The sequence below is a fragment of the Pseudomonas sp. GW821-FHT07F05 genome, from assembly GCF_059418765.1.
In genome coordinates this window covers 26,026-49,814 of record NZ_JBWKQL010000003.1, presented here as the reverse complement: position 1 = coordinate 49,814, position 23,789 = coordinate 26,026, and the positions used below count along the sequence as shown (strand labels likewise).

Here is a 23,789-nt window from a genome sequence, read left to right as displayed (position 1 = left end):
ATAAACGGAACTCGCGCAGCAAACACAGTCCCTGTGGGAGTGAGCTTGCTCACGAATACGGCATTTCAACCGCTGAAGATTTAGCGGATGTTGAGGCCTCTTCGCGAGCAAGCTCGCTCCCACATATCCATCATCAGTCGAGTTAGTAAACATCCCGCCGATACCGCCCCTGCTCGATCAACTCCCGCACCGCGTCCTCACCCAGCAACGCGTTCAACGTTTCATCCACGCCAGCCGCCATGCCTTCCAGACTGCCGCAGATGTAAATCACAGCGCCCTCGGCCAGCCAGTGACGCAGCTCATCAGCCGCTTCCCGCAAGCGGTCCTGCACATAGATTTTTTCAGCCTGATCCCGGGAAAACGCCAGGTCCAGACGCGCCAGATCGCCACTCGCCAGCCAGCCGTTAAGTTCGTTCGCGCAATGGAAATCGTGGGCCCTGTTTCGCTCGCCAAACAGCAGCCAGTTGCGTTGCTCACGCGAAACGACGCGTGCCTTGAGCAAGCTGCGCAGGCCTGCCAGTCCGGTGCCGTTACCAATCAGAATCATCGGCGCAGGCTCGGCAGGCAGATGGAAACCGCTGTTGCGACGCACCCGCACGCTGACGGCGCCGCCCACGGCGACATGCTCGGTCAACCAGCCCGAACACAGCCCAAGGCTGCCATCGGGGTGCAGTTCCTGACGCACGATCAGCTGCAACACACCGTCCTCGGGAATCGAAGCGATCGAATACTCGCGCATGGCCAACGGCACCAGGGCATCGACCAGCGCCTGCGCGTGCAAGCCCACCAGATGACTGCGGTTGATCGGCAGCTGTCGCGAGCACAAGGCTTGGCCGAGGGTCTCGTTCAAGCCGTCGACGGTGACTTGGGTGTCAGCAGCAATGCTCAACCCGGACAGGAACTGCTCGACCGCAGATGCCGGGTTACGCGGCAATATCTCAACCAGATCGCCGGCCTCCCAATCAGCCGCCGACTCACACGTCAGTCCCAGCAAGAACACTTTCGAACCCACGCTTCCGGGGTTCAGCCATTCCCGAGCCACCAGCGTCCAGTTCTGATACTCCGGCGCTTGCCAGACGGTCGCGGGCGTCGAGCCTGTCAGCTCGCCCAACTGCTGTTGCCAGTGTTGCAGCGCTGCACCGTCGCCGCTGTCCACTTCAACCGGCGCGAACAGCGTGCGTCCGCCGCGTTCGGCCAGCCAGCCGTGCAGCCGCTGAGCGAAACCGCAGAACTGTTGATACTGGCGATCGCCCAGCCCAAGCACCGCGTAGTTGAGATTGTCCAGCGCCAGCGGCCGGCCCAGCACCTTGCGCTCGAAGCCACGGGCGCTGTCCGGTGCCTCGCCGTCGCCGAAGGTGCTGACCACGAACAACGCGTTGCGGCTCTGGTGCAGGTCCTGCTCGGTGATGTCGCCCAGACGCTGCACCTTCACCGGCACGCCGGCGGTTTGCAGCTGGCCGGCCGTCTGCCAGGCGAGTTGCTCGGCGAACCCGCTCTGGCTGGCAAAGCCGATCAGCCACGCCGCGCCCTGCTCGCCCTTCGTCGTCGACACTTCACCGCGCGCATTGCGGATCTCGCGCTTCTTGCGTCGGCGGTCGAGGTAGAGCAGCCAGCCGGTGATGAAAAACAGCGGCATCAACAACGCGGCCACGGTCACGACGATGCGCCCGATCAAGCCGAAGTAGCTGCCGGTGTGCAGGGCGTAGTTGCTGATTAACAGCTGCGCGCCGAGGTTTTTCTCTGTGTAACGCGACACCGCCTTGAGGGAGCCATCGGCCGGGTCGAGGCTGATCTGGTTCAAGGCACGGGGGTGCGGCGCTGTTTTAAGGAGGTAAAACACCGTCGCCATCTGGCCCGGTGCCTGGGGCATGCGCAGGTTGTAGGTCTTGAGGTCCGGTCCGGCAGCGCTCTGGATGGTCTGCCAGATGGCGTCGTAATCCGGGGCCGAAGCCGTGACATTTTTAGGCGCCTCTTTCACTGCAGGGCCAGGACGCGGCCCTCCGCCACGGCGCTGTTCGCCCGCCACGGGAGGATCGCCAATCAGCTTGGTCATGCCGTTGCTGAACCAGTCGTAAGACCACATCAGCCCGGTGATCGCCAGCAGCAAATAGATGATCAGGCACCAGGTGCCGAACACCGAATGCAGGTCCCAATTGAAACTGCGTCCCTTCTTCGCCCAGTCCATGGTCAGCCAGGCGCGCCAGTTCAGCGGCTTGCGCGGCCAGCGCAGATACAGCCCAGACAGGCAGAAGAACACCAGGATCAGCGTGCACGCCGCGGTGACTTGCTTGCCGTACTCCCCGGCGGCGAGGAATCGGTGCAGGTTGAGGATGAAACCGAAGAAATCCTGGCCTACGGCGTCCTCGGTGAACGCGCCGGTGTAGGGGTTGAAGTTGTGCATCTCGCCGCGACGCTGCCCCGGTGGCGGCTTGAACCAGACCTGAGCGACCTTGTCGCCGTCGACGTCAATGCGGAACATCGCCGCCGTGTCGTTGCCCTGGGCTTCGACCTTGCTGACCATTTCCGCCAGTGACAGTTGACGACCCTGAGGCTGCACGAACAACACATCGGGGTTGAGCGCGTCGAGTATTTCGTCCTCGAAAGAATACAGCGCGCCGGTGATCCCCATAAGGGCAAGCACCAGACCGGCCGTGATTCCAAAGAACCAGTGCACTTGAAACAGGACTTTTTTCAACACCCTCGACACCTCACTCACCCGCTACGGCGCGCATTATGCGCACAAACGGCATACATTCTCATCTGTGGCTGATTCTTGATGCAAAACCTGGGGGACCGAGCTTGCCCTGCCACCCCGCGCTCACCCGGCCAACATAAATCCTGTAGGAGTGAGCTTGCTCGCGAAGAGGCCGGCACAGTCGCTGAAATCTTCAGCGACTGAACTCAGGTCTTCGCGAGCAAGCTCGCTCCCACGAGGCAGTGGACTGACTCGATATTTCGGATCGTTCGCCGGACTTGTGGGAGTGACCGGATCAGAAGTGGAAGCTGGCACTCATCAGCGCGGTACGCCCGGCAGACATGTGGGCGTAGTGGGTGGTGAAGACCTGATCGTAGTAACGCTTGTCGGTCAGGTTCTGCACGTTCAGTTGCAGGTCGACGTTCTTGGTCAGCGCGTACGTGGCCATGGCGTCGTAGCGCCAGTAGGACGGCACTTCCACCGAGTTGGCTTCGTTGCCGAAACGGGAATCGACGAACGTCGCGCCGCCGCCCAAGGTCAGCTTCGGCATCAGTTCGTAGGTCGACCAGAAATTGAAGCTGTTGCGCGGCGTGCTCGGCATGTGATTACCCTCATCCGCCTTGCTGGTCGCACTGACGATCTCACTCTCCATGTAGGTGTAGCCGCCGTAGACTTTCCATTTGCCGGTGATGTTGCCGCTATAGGTCAGCTCCAGACCATCGACACGCTGCTCGCCGTCCAGCACCTGGAACGTCGCGTTGTCAGGGTCAGTGACCCGCGCGTTGGTCTTCTCGGTGCGGAACAGCGCGGCGGTCAGCGACAGGTTATCGTCGAAGAAATCCCACTTGGTGCCCAGCTCGTAGTTGCGGTTCTTTTCCGGATCGAGGTTGGCGTTGTTCGCCGCGATTTCCAGACCACCATTGCCGCTGGTCTCACCCGACGGGTTGCTGGACGTCGACCATGCCGCGTAGATGCTGCCGTTCGGCAATGGCTTGTAGGTTACGCCGACCTGGTAATTCCACAGCTGGCTGGTGTTTTCACGCTTGAAGCTGCCCGCCACCGAGCCCCGGCCACCGGTGCTGTAACCGCTGGAACGCACGTCGTAATCGTCGTAACGCAGGCCGAGGTTCAACGACCACTGCTCGTTGAATTTCAGCGTGTCGAACACATACGCGGCACTGGTTTTGGTGTCGGTATCGGTGTACGCCTGGCTGTCGGTGATGGTGCCGTTCCAGTCGTCTTTCGGCGACGGGTTGGACAGGCTGGTGCAGTCGCCGGACGCCAAGAGCGCTGCGTTACACGTCGAGCCGATGGTCCCGCCACTGGCACTGAGCACGTTGTAGCCGCGGTTGTGGGTGTCCTGATACGAAAACTCGAGGCCTGTCACCAGGCTGTGCTGAATGAAACCGGTGTCGAATTTCGCTTGCAGGTCAGTCTGGTTGACGAAGCCGCTGGAGGTGGAATTGCGGCTCTTCGCGGAGCGCGAGACGAGGCCTCTGGCAACGTTGCCCCGGCTGTCGTCGGGGTTGGTGACGATGTAGTCCAGCGTCGAGCGCGACATGCGGAAGCTGTTGGAGATCGTCAGGTTGTCGTTGAGGTCGTGTTCGAGGCGGATCGTGCCGCTGTCGTTGACGCTCTTGCGGTAATCGCGGTCGGTCAAACCGTAGAAGTTGTTTTCGTTGACGTGGGCCGGCTTGTCGACCACGTACTTGCTGCGGCCCGTGGTGTTGGTCAGCGGAATGCCGTAGTCGGGCATGTCGTCGGTGGACAGGTGGTAGTAGTCGACCTTGACTCGCGTGTCGGTGCCCAGACCGAACGCGAACGAAGGCGCAACGCCCCAACGGCTGTTGTCGACATCATTGCGGCCGGCGACATTGGAATCATGCTTCATCAGGTTCAGGCGGAAGGCCGAGGTGTCGGTCATCTGCTTGTTGACGTCGAGGGTGTAGCGCTGGGTCTGGTCCGAACCGAAGGTGTAGCCGCCGTTGAAGGCATCGCCCAGATGAGCGCCCTTGGTGACGAGGTTCAGGCTGCCACCCGTGGAGCCTGCACCCGTGAACGCCGAGCCCGGGCCTTTGCTGACCTCGACTGATTCGACGTTGAAAATCTCCCGGCTCTGCGCCGCTACGTCGCGCATGCCGTCGACGAATACGTCGCTCTCTGCGTTGAAGCCGCGAATGATCGGGCGATCCGCATTCGGGTTGCCGCCCTCCCCCGCACCAAAAGTAATGCCGGGGGTGGTGCGCAATGCGTCAGCTAGGCTCGTCGCCGCGGTGTCGCGGATGACTTGCTGCGGGATCACCGTGACGCTCTTCGGCGTCTCGCGCAGGGGTGCGGTGTACTTTTTCGAGGCCGATTCTTCGGTCTTGTAAGCCGTGTCGGCCCGCTCGCCGTCGATATTGGTGGCCCCGAGATTCAGAGCATCCGATGCAGGTTCTGCAGCCTGCGCCATATGGGCGGCTGATATCGCCGCAAGGGCGACGCCCACGGCGCTGACAATGGAACGCTGCGAATGGGCGGTAACCGGTTGTGCTTGGCGCGACATTTTCCTTCCCCAAGGAAACAATAAGGCGGCGGAATATAGTTGAGACTGCTTCGCATTCGCAGAAAACTTACATTCTTTACACTTTCCCATTACTCAATTTTCACATCTGCCCATTCACACGCGCGGGAGGCGTTTTACACGACCAATAAGAATCACTATCATCCGCCGCTTCATTCTTCTCGCAGGTCGCGATTCATGCTCCTACATATCCCCGGTCTGTTTTCACCCGAGGAGGTGCGTCGCATCCGACAGGCGCTGGAGGAAACCCAATGGGCGGACGGCAAGATCACCGCCGGGCACCAGTCGGCGAAAGCCAAGCACAACCTGCAGTTGCCGGAGGGCCATCCACTTGCCGTGGAGATTGGCGCGGCGATGCTTGAGCGCCTGTGGCAGAACCCGCTGTTCATGTCTGCCGCCCTGCCCCACAAGGTCTTCCCGCCGTTATTGAACTGCTACACCGGCGGCGGCAGTTTCGATTTCCACATCGACAACGCCGTGCGTCAGGCCAAGGGCAGCACCGAGCGTGTGCGCACGGATTTGTCATCGACGCTGTTCTTCAGCGATCCCGATGATTACGACGGCGGCGAGCTGGTGATTCAGGACACCTTCGGCACCCGTCAGGTCAAGCTCCCGGCGGGTGACCTGCTGCTTTATCCGGCCAGCAGTCTGCACAAAGTCAATGCTGTGACGCGGGGCGCGCGGTACGCCTCGTTCTTCTGGACCCAGAGCCTGGTGCGGGACGATGGCCACCGCACACTGCTGTTCGAAATGGACGCGGCCATTCAGCAATTGAGCCGCGACGTGCCCGATCATCCTTCACTGCTGCAACTCACCGGCATCTATCACAACCTGCTGCGGCAGTGGGTCGAGGTCTGAGTCATGACCTGGAATCTGCGACGTGAAGAGGTGCTCGACGGCGACCAATTGCGCGCCATGCTTGAAGACAGCCCGGCCAGTGCCGCACGGGCGATTCTGATCGCGGCGCAGGCCAACATCGTCGACGCCCAAGCGCTGCTCGGGCAGATATTGCTCGACGGCACCGGCATTGAACGCGACCCGGCGCTGGCGTTGGTCTGGTTCCAGATTGCGGCCCGTCGCGGCCACGCGATGGCGCAGAACATGGCTGGCCGCTGCCACGAGCATGGGTGGGGCTGCGAACCGGACGCGGCAAAGGCTGCCGAGCATTATCGCCTCGCCGCCGAGGCCGGTCTGGATTGGGGCTTTTATAACTACGGCAACCTGCTCGCCACCGGGCGCGGGGTGAACAAAGATCAGGCCCGCGCGCTGGCCTGCTATCGCAAGGCGGCAGAGCTGGGCCACGCGAAGTCGATGAATCTGCTGGGGCGTTATCTGGAAGAGGGTCTGTGCTGCGAGCAGGATCTCGCTGCAGCCCATGAGTGGTATCAACGGTCGGCGCGGGCAGGTGATTTCCGTGGGCAGTTCAGTCATGCCGCAGTGCTGGCAGATCACGGACGCGTGGAGGAAGCCGTAGGCTGGCTGAAAACTGCCGTGCAGAATGGCAATCTCAACTTCCTGCGGGTCAGTCGCAAGACGCTGTTGCAAGCACCCCATCCTCAGGTTCGAGCGCTGGCTCTCGATTACCATAAGCGGGCGGCGGAGTTGGGAAATGAAGCAGACGCGGCGGAATATCGTGAACTACTGAAAGTTATATAACCGCCAATTGTAAGTTCATTTGCCAAACACAGTTTCACGAGCAGCCCCCAATCGTGTGTTACGCCCCCATTTCCGGGGACATGCCAACATTGTGCATGGGCGGGAACGAATCATCCTACAAACTCAGACTGCCTTCGCACTTTGACCGCCTCAAAAACACGACTTACTCTCCTTCTCGTGCAGACAACTTAACCATTCTGCATCTGAAGCGTTAATTAGCTTCAGAACATTTAATACGCATCATTAAAGGATTAATGATATGTCTCAACTTACGGAAAACCTCGTCACCGACGCAGCGAGTGATCCTGCAAGCCTTTTCGGTTCATCGGTCGCAACAAACGGGAGCGATACCCGGGACACCGGGCTGATACTGACCAAAGAGCAGCTCAAGCACCTCAAGAAATATGAAATCGCCGGCCTGGCCCTTCCGACCGAACTGGACAACGTCATCGCTTATCTGGGCTATGAAAACGGCGCCGGTCTCGGGCTGGAGCCCGTTGACTTCCAGCGCACCTTCAAGCTCGTCAATGGCCACGCCAGGCTGTGGAATCCGCTGCGCACCGACCTGCTGACCGTCAATACCAAACTCGTGGTATTCGCCGGCTCCATGCAAGTCTATGGCGCGAGTATGAGGGAAGTATTCGATGATATGGCGGTATTGGGCCTGATCGAAAAATACAACATCAAGACACTTGAAGATCTGCGGAAAGTCGAACTTAAGCTGGGCAAAAAATTTCCCGGCATTGAGGCTATGGATCGTCTTGATTTGGGTTTTTATCTGGATGAAATACTCAAGAAAGTAAGAGAGCAAGAGGCGGAGGCGCTTGCAATAAAACAGCGCCTGGACTCATTCGGCCGACAACTGGCCCAACAGGTTGGCCCCGCCATCAAGCTCAAATTGGCGAGCATCGACAACAACACCATGAGCAGCGAGATCCAGGCGCTTCAGGTGAAAATCGATAACCGCGCGCTGGCCATTGAAGAGAAGAACAAAGAATACAAAGAGATGGTCAAGCAGGCCATCGGTGCCGTCATGGGCAACCTGGTCATGATGATTTACTCCAGCGTCCAGGCCGAAAAAATCCGCAAGGAACGCAACAAGCTCACCGAAGAGCAAGAAAAAGATATCGCGCTGATGGCGAAGAAAAACCGGATCCTGGCGTCGCTGGGTCGTATACGGATGGACTTCCAGAACCTCGATCTGATTGTGATCGATGCCGACATCGCCACCCAAAACCTGATCAGTGTCTGGAACTCGTTAAGCACGTTCATCGCTGCTTCCGCCGCTGAAGTAGATGGTATCCACGACGGCCTGTCCATGCGCAGGTTCCGCAACCAATTCAATCTCGTGGTTAAACCGTGGGAAACCATTGAAGTGGACGCCCAAAAATTACAACACGTGTTTGCAGAAGCGGACCGCGAATTCAGAGAAGATTACGGAGTTTAAACATGAATAACATTTCTCAATTTCCAGGCAGCCTCGACTATCCGGAGCTGAACGTTCAAGCGTTCAAACAGGCGAAAGCCAATGCCAACGATGCAACCATTCAAATGAAAGTTCTGTTCATTCAGACACAGTATCTGCCGTCATTGCACAACCGAGTCTCTGAACTGGACAAAGCCATACGTGAGTCTGACTTCAGACTTCGGGACACCGTTCAATCACTGGGTACTGTTTTAGGGATTCAAGTGGGCGCCCTCAGAGAACTTCAAAGTGAGTTCCAGGGCGCCCCGGAGTCCGACAAAGAAGAAATCATTGAAGACATCGTCATTCGAATTCAGACCATCATGAACACCGTGGGCAATAAAGAGCTGATGCTCCACAATCTGATCACGGCCATGGCAACGCCGATTGATCGAGCTGCCACTGGGACGTACATCAAGCAGCTTGAAGCCGACCAGGCGCGCCTGCCGGCAGAAGTGCTGAAGATCAAAGAACGCCAGGACACGCTGGAAGCAAAGCGCAAAGCGCTGACTGACGCCATGGCACTGATCGAAGCCAAGGGCTTCACCGAGCTGGCCAAAGATACAGCGCTGACCGCTCAGGAGCTGGTCAAAATGGGCATGACACCCCCCCAGTTGATTGCCGTAGAGGCCGCCATCGGCTTGGCGCAACAGGTCCTGGAACGGGCCGAAAGCCTGATCAACTACCTGGGGATGGTTGAAGCCCGCAATACCCTGCGCAAACAGATTGATGACCTGATCAGCAGCACTTACGCGAAGACCAATGAGTTACGCCTGGTCACATTAAAAAAAGAGCTGATCACGGCGTGCCATAACTTCGATGAACATCGGGCGCAGTACATCACCGAGTTCGAGAAATGTGTCGCGGCCAAACGGGCCTTCCTCGCGACTTACAACACCGTAAACGGTGGTGATCAGGACGCGGTCACTCAGTTCAGCGTTGACGCGCTGTCGCTGGCAAAACACTTGAAAGTCATGGCCTGATTTCATCCGCCAACGCGCAACAATGCAGGCCGGGAAGTACAAGGGATGTTCTTCCCGGCCCCATGCCGGAGCGCCTGGTTCACGTCAGGCCTCCCCTTCACACCATTCATCTCATTAAAGGATTAACGATATGAAATCATCCGGAGCCATGGATGACGCACCCGTTCGGGATGAGAAACTTGACTTGGCAGAGCGCCTGCCCTGCACGTTGATTTCCGCTGCAGCGGGTACGGTAGAAGAAGCCATTCGCGCGCCAGGCCTCTTCCTGACCAAATCACAACTGATTGACCTTATGCGTTATACAACCCACGGTCTCGCGCTTCCCATCGCACTCAAAGATGTTGTCTGGTATCTGGGCTACGAAACAGGCGCCGGCCTGAATCTTGAAGCCAGGGATTTTCAGGCGAGTTTCAATCGCATTCATCTTCATGCCGCGCAATGGAAACCGCTTCGTACCGACCTGATGAACGTAGGCAGCGAGTTGTGGGTGTTCGCCGATCAGATGCAAGTTTACGGCAACGGTGTAAGAGAGCTTTATAACGAGATCAGGGCAAAGGCTGCAGAGACGCTCGAGCCGACCGATCACCAGGATTTTCTGCATTACATCGAGCAGGTCGCCGCGCTCGTCTTGCATCGACGCAACACAACCGAAGCACTCAAGGGTCGGCTCGATGCCTTTTCGCGGGAGTTGTCGACACGGGTAATGCCCGACGTACAGCTCAAGTTAAAGAGCATCGACAACAATAATGTGCCGGCCGACATCAAAACGCTGAACGACGCCATCAACCGACGTGCCGCAGACATTGAAGAAAAACAGCGGGCATACAAAACGCTGATCAAAAAGTCGGTGGGTGCCAGTTTTGCCCTGATCGGTTTGGGTATTTACTACGGGGTTGAAGCAGGCAAAGTGCGTAGAAAGATCAATGCATTGCGCCTGGAACAAGAGAACAGCATTCGTCTACTGGAGCAAAAAAACCGAATCCACGCCTCACTGCAGCGCGTTCGTCATGATCTGCATGATCTAAGCCTGATCATTCTGGATGCAGACATTGCCATCCAGAACATGGTTGTGGTGTGGAACGGTCTGCATATTTTCCTGATCCACTCGGCTCAAGAAGCGGGCAAAATTGATAACGCGCTGTCAATGCGCCGCCTCATGAACGCTTTTAATCTGGTGGCTGAACCCTGGACCCAGATAAAACGGGAAGCGGACACGTTGCTCAAAGTGTTCAAAGAGGCAGACCGCGAGTTCCGCAAGAATTATGGGCATCAGGCATGAAGAATTCGAACGCTTCGACATAGACAAGACCTACGCCACCGCGCAGTGGCAACACAACGAGTTTGCGCTGTAACGCCATGGAGGGCGGCATCATGACAACACATCTCATCGAATACGACGATGTCGGGTACTTGGGATACAACATCGGCTATCTGGAAAAACTTCCCCAACACATTGAAGCCTTCAAGATCAAACTCGGTTTGGTGCCTCAAGCCGAATACGGTAAATACAGGGAGCCCGCGATGGATCAAGCCGTCGCCATCGCGCGGCAGGGCAGTACGCTCTGGAGCAGCAGCGTGAAGCAGATTCGCTCGCTCCATCACGACACCAAAAAGACACTGGCTGAGCTGGTCGCACTACTGGACAGCAACCCGTTCGACAGCCGAATCGCGCAGCTCACGCAGGATCTGCTGCGCCACGATGCAGAGTTCAAGCGGCAACAGGCGGAATGCGACCGCATCATCGAATGCGCAAGGCAGACCATTCCCCGGTTCATCGATTTCATGAACGTCAGGACGTATGAATATGCGAAACAAAAAGGGCTGCTGGTTAAAGGAAAGTCCAGCAACGTACCGGAAACGCTGAGCAGCGCGGTGACGGACGAGAGCAGTCTGGATTCGGCAAGAAGCGCAATGCAATGGCATCGTCGCGCCTACAATACGACGATCCTCTCGGCAGGAAATATGGGGGCCTATTGCTCGCGATTGTCCGGCCTATTGAACGCCACACTCCGTGAAGTCCAGGCGCTCAAGGCCAATCAACCCGCGCGGCGCATGACCGTGTCGTGTCAATCCGCGGCCATCTCAGCACGCGAGGCTCAGCGGCTGATCAATTACACCCTCGACAGTATTCTTCGATTCAGTATTTGAACCGCAAAAAAAGGCACCCACCGGGTGCCGTTTTCTCGTTACTGCGCAGATTTACACGTAGTAAGACTTCAGCGGCGGGAAGCCGTTAAATTCCACAGCGCTGTAGCTGGTGGTGTACGCACCCGTGGAGAGCCAGTACAGACGATCACCGATGGCCAGGTTCAGCGGCAGGCCGTACTTGTAGTTCTCGTACATGATGTCGGCGCTGTCGCAGGTCGGGCCGGCGATGACGACTTCTTCCACTTCGCCTTTCTTCTCGGTCCAGATCGGGAACTTGATGGCTTCGTCCATGGTTTCGATCAGGCCGGAGAACTTGCCCACGTCCGTGTACACCCAACGCTCGACGGCGGTGCGGGATTTACGCGACACCAGCACCACTTCGCTGACCAGAATACCGGCGTTGGCGATCAACGAACGGCCCGGCTCCAGAATGATTTCCGGCAGGTCATCACCGAAGTCTTCTTTCAGATAGCGGATGATTTCTTCAGCGTAGGTTTCCAGGCTGTTGGTGCGGGTGATGTAGTTGGCCGGGAAGCCGCCGCCCATGTTGATCAGCTTGAGCACGATGCCGTCTTCTTCTTTCAGACGCTCGAAGATCACTTTCACTTTGGCGATCGCGGCGTCCCAGACGCTGATGTCGCGCTGCTGCGAACCGACGTGGAACGAGATGCCGTAAGGCACTAGGCCCAGTTCACGGGCCAGAATCAGCAGGTCCATGGCCATGTCGGTCTGGCAACCGAACTTGCGTGACAGCGGCCAGTCAGCCGTGGTCGAGCCTTCGGTGAGGATGCGAACGTAGACTTTCGAGCCCGGCGCAGCCTTGGCGATGTTGCGCAGGTCGGCTTCGGAGTCGGTGGAGAACAGACGCACGCCCTTCTCGTAGAAGTAGCGAATGTCTTTGGATTTCTTGATGGTGTTGCCGTAGCTGATGCGATCCGGGCTGACGCCGCGGTCCATCACCTTGTCCAGCTCGTAGATCGAGGCGATGTCGAAGCTGGAGCCTTTTTCCTTCAGCAGGTCGATGATTTCGACCGCCGGGTTGGCTTTGACGGCGTAATACACTTTGGCGAATTCGAAGCCTGCACGCAGGTCGTCGTAGGCCTTGCTGATCATCGCGGTGTCGATGACCACGAACGGGGTTTCTTGCTTGTCGGCAAACGCCTTCATTTTATCGAAGGTGCTTTTCTCGAAATAATCTTCGACCTGGATCGACATGCGGGGACTCCTGTTGGCAAACGGTAAAAAACAATGGGTGTGAGCGCGCGGCTCGTGAACGTCCTCCGTATCCCCACTTTGGTTCGCCTACTTCCCAAGGCTGCTCGGCCGAAAGCAAAAAGGCCATGGGAACGCGATGTCCCGTGGCCTTGCTGTCTCGTCGTCAGTACTTGAGCCGGATGGATCGTTTCCAGCATGGACGTTCGGCGCGAACTGTAGGACCTGAGGGGCCGGAGATCAACTAAAAATGTCGCGTTTCTGCCCGTTTTTGCCAGACGGGAATCCACGCGCGTTCAATCAACCCGTAGTAACCGACCGATGTGACAGGGTGATGTTCCCGGTGGGTGGCAAATGGGCGATCCGTTACGAAAGCCACCTGTCCGTCAGACATCGGCTACCTGATCACCCGAAATGCCCTACGCACCGGATCTCTCTCCCCCACGTATCCCATTGATCCTGATCACTAGGGTTGGCGTTCATTCACCTCGCACGAACGGTACGAGGAGGCGAATCAACCCGGCCAAGGATCAGCGTCATGCAAGAGAACGCCCTTTCCCCGCTGTACAACAACGACATCACCGCCGAGTACCTGCGTGATCAGAATCGACCGCACTTTTCAGACGAGGCGCTTGCCACGTTCAGTCCGGAAGCCTTGGCTCGGGTAAAAGAGAACGAAGCGTTCAAGCAGGCCCACCCCGCCACTGGCATTTTCCGGGTGGCAGCGGAACGCAGCCAGACCCGCGATGGCGGTGTCATCGTGAAAGGCACACTGGGTATGAATTTCACGCTCGCTGACGGCCGTGAGGTCGCGGGCGCAAGAGTCGGTGATTACGCCGTTTACCCCGATGGCACTGAGGCGCAGATCCTTACCGGTGCAGGAGAAGCGAACAGTCAAATTGCGCTAGTTGGCAGTCGCTTGAGCAACGGCGACGAGATCATCAATACGCCCCAGGGACACCTTCTGTTGCTGCAACGCCAGGATGTCGCGTGGCCGGACGATTTCCTTCCTGCTGCGGAGTGTTGATGCATGGGATTCTTCGGCATCCACAATCGGGAACAAGGCCTCGATGGAGACGCGACCACCACCGGCGCAATCTGCCACGCCAGTCTTGTGCAGTCATCCCTGGAACAGGGCCGGATGGCATTGCGGCTAGGCGACAAGACCAGCCCTTGCGGCGTGTGTGGGCAGATCGGTGAAATCGTCGAAGGGGACAGTCGCTTCGTGTGGCTAGGCATCCCGACCGCCGTGCATAACGCGCTTGTGTTGTGCGCGTGTCCGCCGGGCACGAATCGATTGATTGCATCGCGGTCAGGGCGCGCGGGAGCCGCTCGCGTTGCGCCTACTCCTGCGACGCCACGCCACGTGACGCCCACGTCGAGTACCCCGCCTTCTCTTTATCCCCACACCACTCGGGCGTCGGGAAGAGTCTTCGTCCGTACCTTCGTCATCCGCGACAGCGAAACGGGACAGCCGCTGGTGAACCGGGCGTTTGTGGCGAGGGTGGACGGTCAGCAGAAGACCGGTATCACCGACAGCTATGGACTGGCCCGCGTTGAGGGTTCTTCAGCGGAGTCCGTCGTGTCTCTCCACGTCATGTTCCGCTCGCCAGTGCGAGAGTTGAGTGAGCTTGCGGGAATGACCACGCGCGAAGTGACGACCACAACGCGCGTGGAGACGTTGATCCATGGGGATGCGCCGAAGCCCATGGTGATCACCGTGAATGATCGGGCCGCGACGCGAGAGGCGATTATTCGGAAAGTGCGGGAGCTGGGGCACGGGTTTGTTGAACGTTCGGAGTGGCATGCGACTTCGCCTAAAAAGCCGTTGGACCGAGACTGGGATTACAGCATGGTTGCACTTCATCACGCGGGGAGAAGCTACGCAAGCGGTATTGGGGCCGAACAGATGCGGTATGTACAAGATTCTCAAATGGCCGAAAAGTCTGATGACGTCGGTTACCATTTTGGAATCGACTGTTCCGGCGTCGTCTACGAAGGTAGGGACATACGCTTCAAGGGCGAACACCTCAAGCTTTATAACTCCAACGTGTTAGGCATCGTGCTTCTGGACAACCTAAGTAGTCCAGAAGAGGGCGGAGGGCTGACTGCGGTAGCACGTACGATTTTCAGTCACCTTGGAATTAACACCACGATGCAAGTGCCAAATATTCAGCAGGAGGCTGCTATCAATCTGATCAGGGCTTTCAACCGCGAGTTTCCTATAAAACACCTCGGCGGCCACAGAGAGTTCCCTCATCAGACGGAGGATCAGCATAAAATCTGCCCCGGAAATATTGGAATGAATTTTGTGAAAGTAGTGCGTGCCACTACCGGACTACACAGGCCACTACAAGAATGAAAAAGATTATTCTCTTGTTTACGGTGGTTCTTATCATCACAGCATGGACCGTCCTCAACATCGGCTACTACGACACGCACTGGGCGGAAGACAACATCACCGTATTTTTTATAAAAAAAGAACCCGCCCTACAAATCGAATTCGAGAATATGTTCGCGACCGACAGCGATTTTGATCCGGTGCATGAGCTGAGGGATGACGACCGCCAGGACTTGATCGATTACTGCCGATACCATTTAGGATATATCACGCAAATAGAGGACGAATCAGACAGAGATGGATGCCACAAGGGATATATCGATTCATTCAAAAAACAGACTACAGCCACGACACATTGACTTGAATATGAAAAAACTTTACTCGCTAGGCCTGACCGCACTAATTATTTTTCTAACTGGCAATGCCATGACAATGAATTACATCACTTACAAGCAGAACGTGGACTTGGAACCCATCGTCCTTGCCGCCGTTGCATCGTTGGCATCAATCATCATAGCGTTACCCCTATTCCTGTTTACCCCCACTCCGCCAACCACCACATTCTCTTCAAGACAACTGATCAAGAACTATTTTTGGATCACCCTGTTTACGTTCACCTGCTGGGCAAGTGGCTACACAGCTTTGCTAAACCTTAACCCAGCCGTGTTTGCCGGCATCGCCTTCTCGGTGAGCTCGATCATCATCGCTCTGACGAATATAAGAAAGTCAGGCAGATTGGGCCTATTTGGCTTTCTGCTTACACTGGGCACAGGATGGGTGCTGTGTACTTCTTACAGCTCAGTCATGCAAGGCAGTGGCATACATGATGATTACGAGCTGGAAACAGGTGTGACGTTTTCAGTAACGTGCGGCATTTCGCTTTATTTAATTACACTGTTAACCCAGCGACTTAACAATCTAGGCCAACCCTTCCACAACCTATATGCGCGCAGATCACTGTTCGCTTTCCTGGTCTGCGCAACGATTGGATTGCTGGATGGTGCCCTCGTGACCGTCGTGTCTGAGGCGCCTCAGTTGACGGCCCTCACCGTGATCTTCCTGGTCCTGATGCAATCAGCACTGGTGCTGTCCATAAGAACAATCGGCCGACATGTCGTAACGGTGGGTATTGCTGGAACAGCCGTTTACACGCTGATCGTTCAGGTAGCGGTTTTTCAACAGTCCGTTGACTCGCTCATGGTCATCACGATTGTTGGGAACGCTGTGGGCTTGATCCTCATGTCATTCACGCAGACCAATTACAACCCTGACTGTCGGCGATAACGACTCAGCGTCGTCACCGTCAACAGTAGCCCGGGCACCAAAGCACCCGGACCCTTCACATCAACTCAACGCAGCCTGCTCCACCAATTCCGCAGGCGAAACAATGCTGGTCTTCATCCCGCGCGACTGGCCGGAACTCAGGTAAGCCGCGATCGACTCCTGCGTCACCTCACCCAGGAACACATTGTCGGCATCCAGCACCGGCAGCCACGAGCGGTTGAACTCGTACATGCGCGACAGCAGGATGCGCAGGTGTTCGTCGTAAGCGGCGGTGGCGTTGAACGGGCGCAGGTATTGCTCGCACGTGCCGGCCTGACGGTGCAGGTCGCGGCGGCGGACGTAACCCATTGCCTTGTTTTCGGCATCGGTGACGACCACGTAGCGGCGGTCGTTTTCGTCCATGATTTCCAGGGCATCGGCGACGGGCGTTTCCGGGCTCACGGACGGCGCGTTGTCCGCCGCGTCTTCGGCCTTGACCAGCAGCAGGCGCTTGAGCGTGCTGTCCTGGCCGACGAAGTTGCTGACGAAATCATCCGCCGGGTGCGCCAGCAGGGTGTCCGGGTGATCGATCTGCAGCAGCTTGCCGGCGCGGAAGATGGCGATCTTGTCGCCCAGCTTGATGGCTTCGTCGATGTCGTGGCTGACCATGATCACGGTCTTGTTCAGCGCGCGTTGCATCTCGAAAAACTCGTTCTGGATCATCTCGCGGTTGATCGGGTCGACCGCACCGAAGGGCTCGTCCATCAGCAGCAGCGGCGCGTCGGCCGCCAGCGCACGAATCACACCGATCCGCTGTTGCTGACCACCCGACAACTCGCGCGGATAGCGATGCAGGTACTGCTTGGGTTCCAGCTTGATCATGCTCATCAGTTCGCGAGCACGGTCGTGGCACTTCTGCTTGTCCCAACCCAGAAGCTTGGGCACGACCACGATGTTTTCCTCGATGGTCATGTTGGGGAACAGGCCGATCTGCTGAATCACGTAACCGATGTTGCGGCGCAGGGTGACTTCGTCGAGACCGGTGGTGTCCTCGCCATTGATCAGCACTTTGCCGGAGGTCGGCATGATCAGCCGGTTGATCATTTTCAGTGTTGTACTTTTGCCGCAACCCGACGGACCCAGGAACACGCAGATCTCGCCTTCATTGACGGTCAGGCTCACTGAATCGACGGCCTTCACTTCCTTGCCGTTGCTCTGGAAAGTCTTGGTCAGGTTCTGCAGCTCAATCATTTGTTTGGCGATCATTTCAGGAGTCCTTTTGGAGTCAGCGAGCGTTGCAGCCATTGCAGAAGCAGGTCGGCGAAGATGGCCAGAATGCTGACCAGTACGGCGCCGACGATCAGCATCGACATATCGCTGCGGCTGATGGAAGCGAGGATGAGTACGCCCAGACCGCCCGCGCCAATGGTGGCGGCGATGGTCATGACACCGATGTTCATGACCACGGCGGTGCGGACGCCGGCAAGGATCACCGGCACGGCGATCGGCAGTTCGACCATGCGCAGGCGCTGGCCGAAGGTCATGCCGATGCCCTTGGCGGCTTCACGAATGCCGGGCTCGACGCCGGTCAGCGCCAGGTAGGTGTTGCGCATGATCGGCAGCAGCGAGTAGAGAAACACCGCTGTGATCGCCGGCATCGGGCCGAGGCCCTGACCGAACTTCGAATAGAACGGCAGCAGCAAGCCGAACAGGGCAATCGACGGGATGGTCAGCAGCACGGTGGCGCTGGCCTGCAACGGCCCGGCGAGGGTCGGGAAGCGCGTCATTAACACGCCGAGCGGCACGCCGACGACAATCGCCAGCGTTACCGCGATGCCGACGAGGGTGATGTGCTGCAGGGTCAGGTGCATGACCTGATTCCAGTCCAGATGGGAGAAAGCGCTGAGGAAACTCATGGTTTCTCCTCCTGTTTTGCCGCCGACGCCGGCGGGACCGGCACGTTGTCGGCGGAAGGATTGATCGGATGCTCGCGCAGGAATTCTGCCGCCACGACGGTAGGACTTTCGTGGTCGACGTCGATGCGCGCGTTCAGCGTACGCATGGTCTGGTTATCCAGCAGCGCGGCAAGTGGCTTGAGCAAATCGGCCAGTTCCGGGTGCTTGTCGAGGTACTCTTTGCGGATGACTGGTGCGGCGGTGTAGTCCGGGAAGTAGTGCTTATCGTCCGCCAGCACCTTGAGTTTGAACGCGTTCAGGCGGCCATCGGTGGTGTAGACGAGGCCCGCAAAAACCTGCCCGTTGCGCAGCGCGGTGTAGACCAGGCCGGCGTCCATCTGACGAGTGTTTTCACGCCCCAGGTTCATGCCGTAATGCTTGACCATGCCCACCAGACCGTCGGAACGGTTGGCGAACTCGGTGTCCAGCGCAACGATGTGACCCTTGTCGGCTTCGGCCTTGAGCACTGTGGTCAGGTCAGACATGGTGTTGACCTGCGGATACTGCTGGGCAATTTTGTCCGGCAGAGCCAAGGCATAGGTGTTGTTGAACTTGGACGGCGACAGCCAGACCAGCCCCTTTTTCGCGTCCAGTTCCTTGACGCGCTGATAGGTCTGATCGCTGTCGAGCTTCTCGTCGACATGGTTGTAGGCCACCAGCGACACACCGGTGTATTCCCACAGCAGATCCAGCTGGCCGCTTTCCTGAGCACTGCGCGCCAGGTTACTGCCCAGGCCGCCGGTGATCTGGACGTCATAGCCCTTGTCGCGCAGGTATTGAGCCGTCAGTTCGGCCAGCATGGTCTGCTCGGTGAACACCCGCGCGCCGATCCGCAGAACCGGCGTTTCAGCGGCTGCATCCGCGGCATGGGCGAAACCGGACAGCAACAGCCCGAAGCCCATGATTAATGTGCATAACTTCTTCATAGCAATTCCTTTCTCAGCGGGGCTCGAGTTATCGAGCCAGGCCGCGTTCCAGCCAGAGACGGCTTGCCAGGGTCACGGCGCCATCGAGCAGCAGCGCCAGCAACGCGGTACACGCGGCGCCCAGCACCAGTTGCGGCTGATTGTTCAGGGCGATGCCGGGGAAAATCAGGCTGCCCAGGCTGTTCGCGCCGATGAGGAAGGCCAGTGGCGCGGTCCCGACGTTGATCGCCAGCGCCACACGCACACCGCCGATGATGATCGGTACGGCGTTGGGCAGCTCGACACGCCACAACACCTGACGCGGTGTCATGCCGATGCCGCGAGCGGCTTCTTTGAGGGATCCCTGAACGTTTTTCAGGCCTTCGTAGGTGTTGCGCACGATGGGCAACAACGAAGCGAGGAACAAAGCGAAGATTGCCGGACCGCTGCCGATGCCCAGAATACCCAGAGCAATGGCCAGCACGGCGAGAGGAGGAACGGTGTTACCGATGTTGAAGATCTGCATGAAGCGTTCGGCGCGGCCAACCATGTTCGGTCGGCTAAGGACAATGCCGGTCGGGATGCCGACCGCCAGTGCCGCGAGCATCGAAGCCAGCACAAGCCAGACATGGGCTTGCAGATAAAACAGCAGATCGTCCTGATATTGCCTGATGGTACTGATGCCGATCCATTGGACCAGCAGGGCCAGGAGTGCAATGACAATCACACCTCCCAACAGCCCCTTGCCATAGCGATTTGCCACGGGCGGACTCCTTATTTCAGTCGGCGAACGTCTGGCGTGAAACCGGCCTTTTCAGGCAGCACGCGAACGTTCGCGAAGAGCAGCGGGTGAGTCGCCGGAAAGGTTGATACCTCGGCGAAAACACAAGCCATGAGCGTAGCTTCGTCAAGCTAACTTGCTGATTTTGCAACCCTTGGCGTCTTGCGATACCAGGGGATGGACGTCTCCGTAACCGCAAAGGTTCCCACGTGCGATGGTATCTGGCCACCCCTTATTGACTGAACGGTTCGGTTATTGCTTTGGTTTGGGCTATAATCGCCGCCCTTTTTTTGAATCACCTCTCGGGCGATTTCCCATGACCAGACAGGCCGCCGAAGTCGCGAAACGCCGCACTTTCGCCATCATTTCCCACCCCGATGCGGGTAAGACCACCATCACTGAAAAGCTCTTGCTGATGGGCAAGGCCATTTCCGTCGCCGGTACGGTGAAGTCGCGTAAATCCGACCGTCACGCCACCTCCGACTGGATGGAAATGGAGAAGCAGCGCGGCATTTCCATCACCACCTCGGTCATGCAGTTCCCGTATCGCGATCACATGATCAACCTGCTCGACACCCCGGGCCACGAAGACTTCTCCGAAGACACCTATCGCACGTTGACCGCCGTCGACTCGGCGCTGATGGTGCTCGATGGCGGTAAAGGGGTTGAGCCCCGCACCATCGCACTGATGGACGTCTGCCGCCTGCGCGACACGCCGATCGTGAGCTTCATCAACAAGCTGGACCGCGACATTCGTGACCCGATCGAGCTGCTCGACGAGATCGAAGCGGTCCTGAAGATCAAGGCTGCGCCGATCACCTGGCCGATCGGTTGCTACCGCGATTTCAAAGGCGTTTATCACCTCGCCGACGACTACATCATCGTCTACACCGCCGGTCACGGTCACGAGCGCACCGAGGTGAAAATCATCGAGAAGCTCGACTCGGACGAAGCGCGCGCCCACTTGGGTGATGAGTACGATCGCTTTGTCGATCAGCTGGAACTGGTGCAAGGCGCCTGTCATGAATTCAACCAGCAGGAATTCCTCGACGGCCAGTTGACCCCGGTGTTCTTCGGCACGGCGCTGGGCAACTTCGGTGTCGACCACGTTCTGGACGCCGTCGTGAATTGGGCACCGAAGCCACTGGCCCGGGTTGCCAACGAGCGCACGGTCGAGCCGGTCGAGGAAAAGTTCGCCGGCTTCGTGTTCAAGATTCAGGCAAACATGGACCCGAAACACCGCGACCGCATCGCGTTCATGCGCATCTGCTCGGGCAAGTACGACAAGGGCATGAAGATGCGCCATGTGCGCACCGGCAAGGACGTGCGCATCGGTGACGCACTGACGTTCTTCTCCAGCGAGCGTGAGCAGTTGGAAGAAGCCTACGCCGGCGACATCATCGGCCTGCACAACCACGGCACGATTCAGATCGGCGATACGTTCACTGAAGGCGAGGCGCTGGGATTCACCGGCATTCCGCACTTCGCCCCGGAGCTGTTCCGCCGCGTGCGCCTGAAAGATCCGCTGAAATCCAAGCAGCTGCGTCAGGGTTTGCAGCAACTGGCCGAGGAAGGCGCCACTCAGGTGTTTTTCCCGCAGCGCAGCAACGACATCATCCTCGGCGCCGTCGGTGTGCTGCAGTTCGATGTGGTCGCCAGCCGCTTGAAGGAAGAATACAAAGTCGAGTGCGCCTACGAGCCGATCACCGTGTGGTCAGCCCGCTGGATCGATTGCAGCGACAAGAAGAAGCTCGAGGAATTCGAGAACAAGGCCGTGGAAAACCTGGCCGTGGACGGCGGCGGTCACCTGACCTACCTCGCGCCGACGCGGGTCAACCTGGCCTTGATGGAAGAGCGCTGGCCTGACGTGAAATTCCGCGCAACGCGGGAGCATCACTAAGGCTCACTCCTCCGAGTGATTGTTCCCACGCTCTGCGTGGGAACAATCATCGACTGGGCGGGGCTGTATCAGATCTCGGGGTGATGCAAAACCTGTGGGAGCGACCGGGGTGGCGCTCCACATTGCTCGCGAAAGCGGCAGGACGGGCGATTGGAGTAGCCTGAACTGACGCATTCGTGAGCAAGCTCACTCCCACATGGGCCTCTCGTTACTTCACCACCATCCCCACACCCCGCCCACGGCGATCGGACGCGGTTTCGACCTTCGTGCCGTCGATCTTGATCGCCTGCACATTGCCCATCGACCAGCCCTGGTCCTTCAACGTGTAACCCATGGCCGTCAGCTCGTCGGCAACCGGGGTCGCCAGCGGTGCAAATTTCTCGGTGTAGATCGTGTCTTTCGGCAGCAACTGGTGATGAACCCGCTGCGCGGCAACCGCGTCTTTCAGCGGCATGTGGAAGTCATAGATATTGTTCAGCACCTGAAACACCGTGGTGAAAATCCGTGAGCCGCCCGGCGTGCCCAGCACCAGCGTGACCGCACCATCGCGGGTGACCAGGCTCGGGCTCATCGACGACAACATGCGCTTGCCGGGCTGAATGGCATTGGCATCCCCGCCCACCACACCGAACGCATTGGCCACGCCGGGCTTGGAGCTGAAATCATCCATCTCGTCGTTCAGCAAAAAGCCTGCGCCCTTCACCACCACGCCGCTGCCGTAATCCCAGTTCAGGGTGTAGGTGTTGCTGACCGCGTTGCCCTTGGCATCGACGATGGAGAAGTGCGTGGTCTGGTGGGATTCAAGCCCGGCCTTTACGTTTTCCGTGGGCGAAATCGCCGTCGGGTTGACCTCATGGGCACGCTTGGCCAGATAGGCGTTATCGGTCAGCTGATTCACCGGCGCCACGGAAAAGTCCGGATCGCCCAGGTAGTTGGCGCGATCGGCGAACACACGTTTTTCAATTTCAGCGAGCAGGTGGATATAGCGCGCCGAGTTGAGCGGCACGTCTTTGAAGTCATCGGCAAGCAGCTGCTTCATGCCGATCAATTGCGCCAGCGCGATGCCGCCGGAACTGGGCAGCGGCGCGGTATAAAGCGTGTTGCCGTTGAAGTTCACGTGCAGCGGCTTGCGCCAGACCGCCTTGTAATCCTGCAGGTCCTCTTTGGTGATCAGGCCGTTGTCCTGCTGCATCTGCGCCACCAGCAGATCGGCCGTCTGGCCCTGATAAAACTCGTTGGCGCCTTTGCTGGCGATGCGTTCCAGGGTCTTGGCCAGCTCCGGCTGACGGAAGATCTCCCCGGTCTTCATGTCGCCAAAGTAGTCTGCAAAATTGGTTTTGCCGTTGAGCTGTTTGATGGCTTCGGCACCATACATGTACTGCTTGTCGGCGACCTTGAACCCGTTTTTGGCATAACCAATGGCCGGCGTCAGCAGCTCGGCCCACGGCAGCTTGCCGAATTTCTGATGGGCTTCCCACAGCCCCATTACCGTGCCGGGCACGCCCGAGGCACGTGCGCCCACCAGACTCATGCCCGGGATGACCTCGCCCTTGTCGTCCAGGTACATGTTGCGCGTGGCGGCTTTCGGCGCGGCTTCGCGGTAGTCGAGAAAGTACGGTCGGCCGTTCATGAACAGGGTCATGAAGCCACCGCCGCCGATGTTGCCCGCTTCGGGGTAAGTGACCGCCAGGGTGAAGGCCGTGGCGACAGCGGCATCGACGGCGTTGCCGCCCTTTTTCAGAATCTGCGCAGCGACCTGAGCACCGTATTGGTCCGGGGCCGCAACGGCGCCGCCTTCCAGTACCACGGCATACACCGGCGAACTCGCGGCGAAGATCACCGACAGGGCAAGGGTTTTCAGGGTCACTGCACGCATGGGGCTTCCTTGATGGCAAATGCGACAGCTTGGAACTGATGGGCTG

General features: G+C 58.3%; 19 protein-coding genes. 11 read left to right on the top strand and 8 right to left on the bottom strand.

Going from position 1 to position 23,789, the window contains the following annotated elements:
• Positions 1 to 142: 142 nt before the first annotated feature.
• Both AC07RO_RS08010 and AC07RO_RS08005 read right to left on the bottom strand, forming a co-directional pair.
• On the bottom strand, positions 143 to 2,695 hold the full coding sequence (locus tag AC07RO_RS08010) for a PepSY domain-containing protein (protein WP_495086027.1): 2,553 nt from the start codon (positions 2,693 to 2,695) through the stop codon (positions 143 to 145).
• Positions 2,696 to 2,990: 295 nt separating this feature from the next.
• Positions 2,991 to 5,240 (bottom strand): TonB-dependent receptor, encoded by a 2,250-nt coding sequence (locus AC07RO_RS08005; RefSeq protein WP_495085788.1) that lies wholly within the window; start codon positions 5,238 to 5,240, stop codon positions 2,991 to 2,993.
• Positions 5,241 to 5,435: 195 nt separating this feature from the next.
• Here AC07RO_RS08005 and AC07RO_RS08000 point away from each other — a divergent pair, with 195 nt between their 5' ends.
• From AC07RO_RS08000 to AC07RO_RS07975, 6 genes are all read left to right on the top strand, one after another.
• Positions 5,436 to 6,116, top strand: a complete 681-nt coding sequence (locus AC07RO_RS08000; protein ID WP_495085787.1) for a Fe2+-dependent dioxygenase — start codon at positions 5,436 to 5,438, stop codon at positions 6,114 to 6,116.
• Between the two features lie 3 nt (positions 6,117 to 6,119).
• Entirely contained in the window at positions 6,120 to 6,914 is a 795-nt protein-coding gene (locus AC07RO_RS07995; protein WP_495085786.1) for a tetratricopeptide repeat protein, read from the top strand.
• Positions 6,915 to 7,173: 259 nt separating this feature from the next.
• The gene (locus tag AC07RO_RS07990; protein ID WP_346629972.1) at positions 7,174 to 8,361 is read left to right on the top strand and encodes an alpha-xenorhabdolysin family binary toxin subunit A; all 1,188 of its coding nucleotides are present in this window, start codon (positions 7,174 to 7,176) and stop codon (positions 8,359 to 8,361) included.
• Between the two features lie 2 nt (positions 8,362 to 8,363).
• Entirely contained in the window at positions 8,364 to 9,362 is a 999-nt protein-coding gene (locus AC07RO_RS07985; RefSeq protein WP_495085785.1) for an alpha-xenorhabdolysin family binary toxin subunit B, read from the top strand.
• Positions 9,363 to 9,492: 130 nt separating this feature from the next.
• Positions 9,493 to 10,641 carry an alpha-xenorhabdolysin family binary toxin subunit A gene (locus tag AC07RO_RS07980; protein WP_495085784.1) on the top strand — a complete coding sequence of 383 codons (1,149 nt, stop codon included), beginning with the start codon at positions 9,493 to 9,495 and terminating at the stop codon, positions 10,639 to 10,641.
• A gap of 92 nt (positions 10,642 to 10,733) precedes the next feature.
• Positions 10,734 to 11,510, top strand: coding sequence for a hypothetical protein (locus tag AC07RO_RS07975; protein WP_495085783.1), 777 nt, complete (start codon positions 10,734 to 10,736; stop codon positions 11,508 to 11,510).
• A gap of 51 nt (positions 11,511 to 11,561) precedes the next feature.
• Here AC07RO_RS07975 and AC07RO_RS07970 read toward each other — a convergent pair whose 3' ends face one another.
• Positions 11,562 to 12,725, bottom strand: coding sequence for a type III PLP-dependent enzyme (locus AC07RO_RS07970; protein ID WP_192170666.1), 1,164 nt, complete (start codon positions 12,723 to 12,725; stop codon positions 11,562 to 11,564).
• Positions 12,726 to 13,260: 535 nt separating this feature from the next.
• On the opposite strand from AC07RO_RS07970, the gene AC07RO_RS07965 reads away from it, so the two are divergent.
• The 4 genes from AC07RO_RS07965 to AC07RO_RS07950 are packed head-to-tail and all read left to right on the top strand — an operon-like array spanning position 13,261 to position 16,347.
• Positions 13,261 to 13,749 carry a hypothetical protein gene (locus tag AC07RO_RS07965; RefSeq protein WP_346625640.1) on the top strand — a complete coding sequence of 163 codons (489 nt, stop codon included), beginning with the start codon at positions 13,261 to 13,263 and terminating at the stop codon, positions 13,747 to 13,749.
• Positions 13,750 to 13,752: 3 nt separating this feature from the next.
• Complete coding sequence (locus tag AC07RO_RS07960; protein ID WP_495085782.1) at positions 13,753 to 15,084, top strand: N-acetylmuramoyl-L-alanine amidase; 1,332 nt, start codon at positions 13,753 to 13,755, stop codon at positions 15,082 to 15,084.
• Complete coding sequence (locus AC07RO_RS07955) at positions 15,081 to 15,422, top strand: hypothetical protein (protein WP_495085781.1); 342 nt, start codon at positions 15,081 to 15,083, stop codon at positions 15,420 to 15,422. Before AC07RO_RS07960 ends, AC07RO_RS07955 begins: the two co-directional genes overlap by 4 nt.
• Before the next feature lie 7 nt (positions 15,423 to 15,429).
• Positions 15,430 to 16,347: a hypothetical protein gene (locus AC07RO_RS07950; protein WP_495085780.1), complete on the top strand. Its 918-nt coding sequence runs from the start codon at positions 15,430 to 15,432 to the stop codon at positions 16,345 to 16,347.
• Positions 16,348 to 16,407: 60 nt separating this feature from the next.
• On the opposite strand, the gene AC07RO_RS07945 is transcribed toward AC07RO_RS07950, so the two are convergent.
• From AC07RO_RS07945 to AC07RO_RS07930, 4 genes are read right to left on the bottom strand one after another with little or no spacing between them, the layout of a single operon-like run.
• Positions 16,408 to 17,577, bottom strand: coding sequence for an osmoprotectant ABC transporter ATP-binding protein OsmV (locus AC07RO_RS07945; RefSeq protein WP_192171041.1), 1,170 nt, complete (start codon positions 17,575 to 17,577; stop codon positions 16,408 to 16,410).
• An 11-nt stretch (positions 17,578 to 17,588) separates the two neighbouring features.
• Positions 17,589 to 18,242: an ABC transporter permease gene (locus AC07RO_RS07940; RefSeq protein ID WP_065990219.1), complete on the bottom strand. Its 654-nt coding sequence runs from the start codon at positions 18,240 to 18,242 to the stop codon at positions 17,589 to 17,591.
• Positions 18,239 to 19,207, bottom strand: coding sequence for a glycine betaine ABC transporter substrate-binding protein (locus AC07RO_RS07935; RefSeq protein ID WP_495085779.1), 969 nt, complete (start codon positions 19,205 to 19,207; stop codon positions 18,239 to 18,241). The genes AC07RO_RS07940 and AC07RO_RS07935 overlap by 4 nt, the downstream gene beginning before the upstream one ends.
• Before the next feature lie 28 nt (positions 19,208 to 19,235).
• On the bottom strand, positions 19,236 to 19,949 hold the full coding sequence (locus AC07RO_RS07930; protein ID WP_495085778.1) for an ABC transporter permease: 714 nt from the start codon (positions 19,947 to 19,949) through the stop codon (positions 19,236 to 19,238).
• A 334-nt stretch (positions 19,950 to 20,283) separates the two neighbouring features.
• On the opposite strand from AC07RO_RS07930, the gene AC07RO_RS07925 reads away from it, so the two are divergent.
• Entirely contained in the window at positions 20,284 to 21,867 is a 1,584-nt protein-coding gene (locus tag AC07RO_RS07925) for a peptide chain release factor 3 (RefSeq protein ID WP_282372734.1), read from the top strand.
• Between the two features lie 208 nt (positions 21,868 to 22,075).
• On the opposite strand, the gene ggt is transcribed toward AC07RO_RS07925, so the two are convergent.
• On the bottom strand, positions 22,076 to 23,743 hold the full coding sequence (gene ggt, locus AC07RO_RS07920; protein WP_495085777.1) for a gamma-glutamyltransferase: 1,668 nt from the start codon (positions 23,741 to 23,743) through the stop codon (positions 22,076 to 22,078).
• Positions 23,744 to 23,789 lie beyond the last annotated feature (46 nt).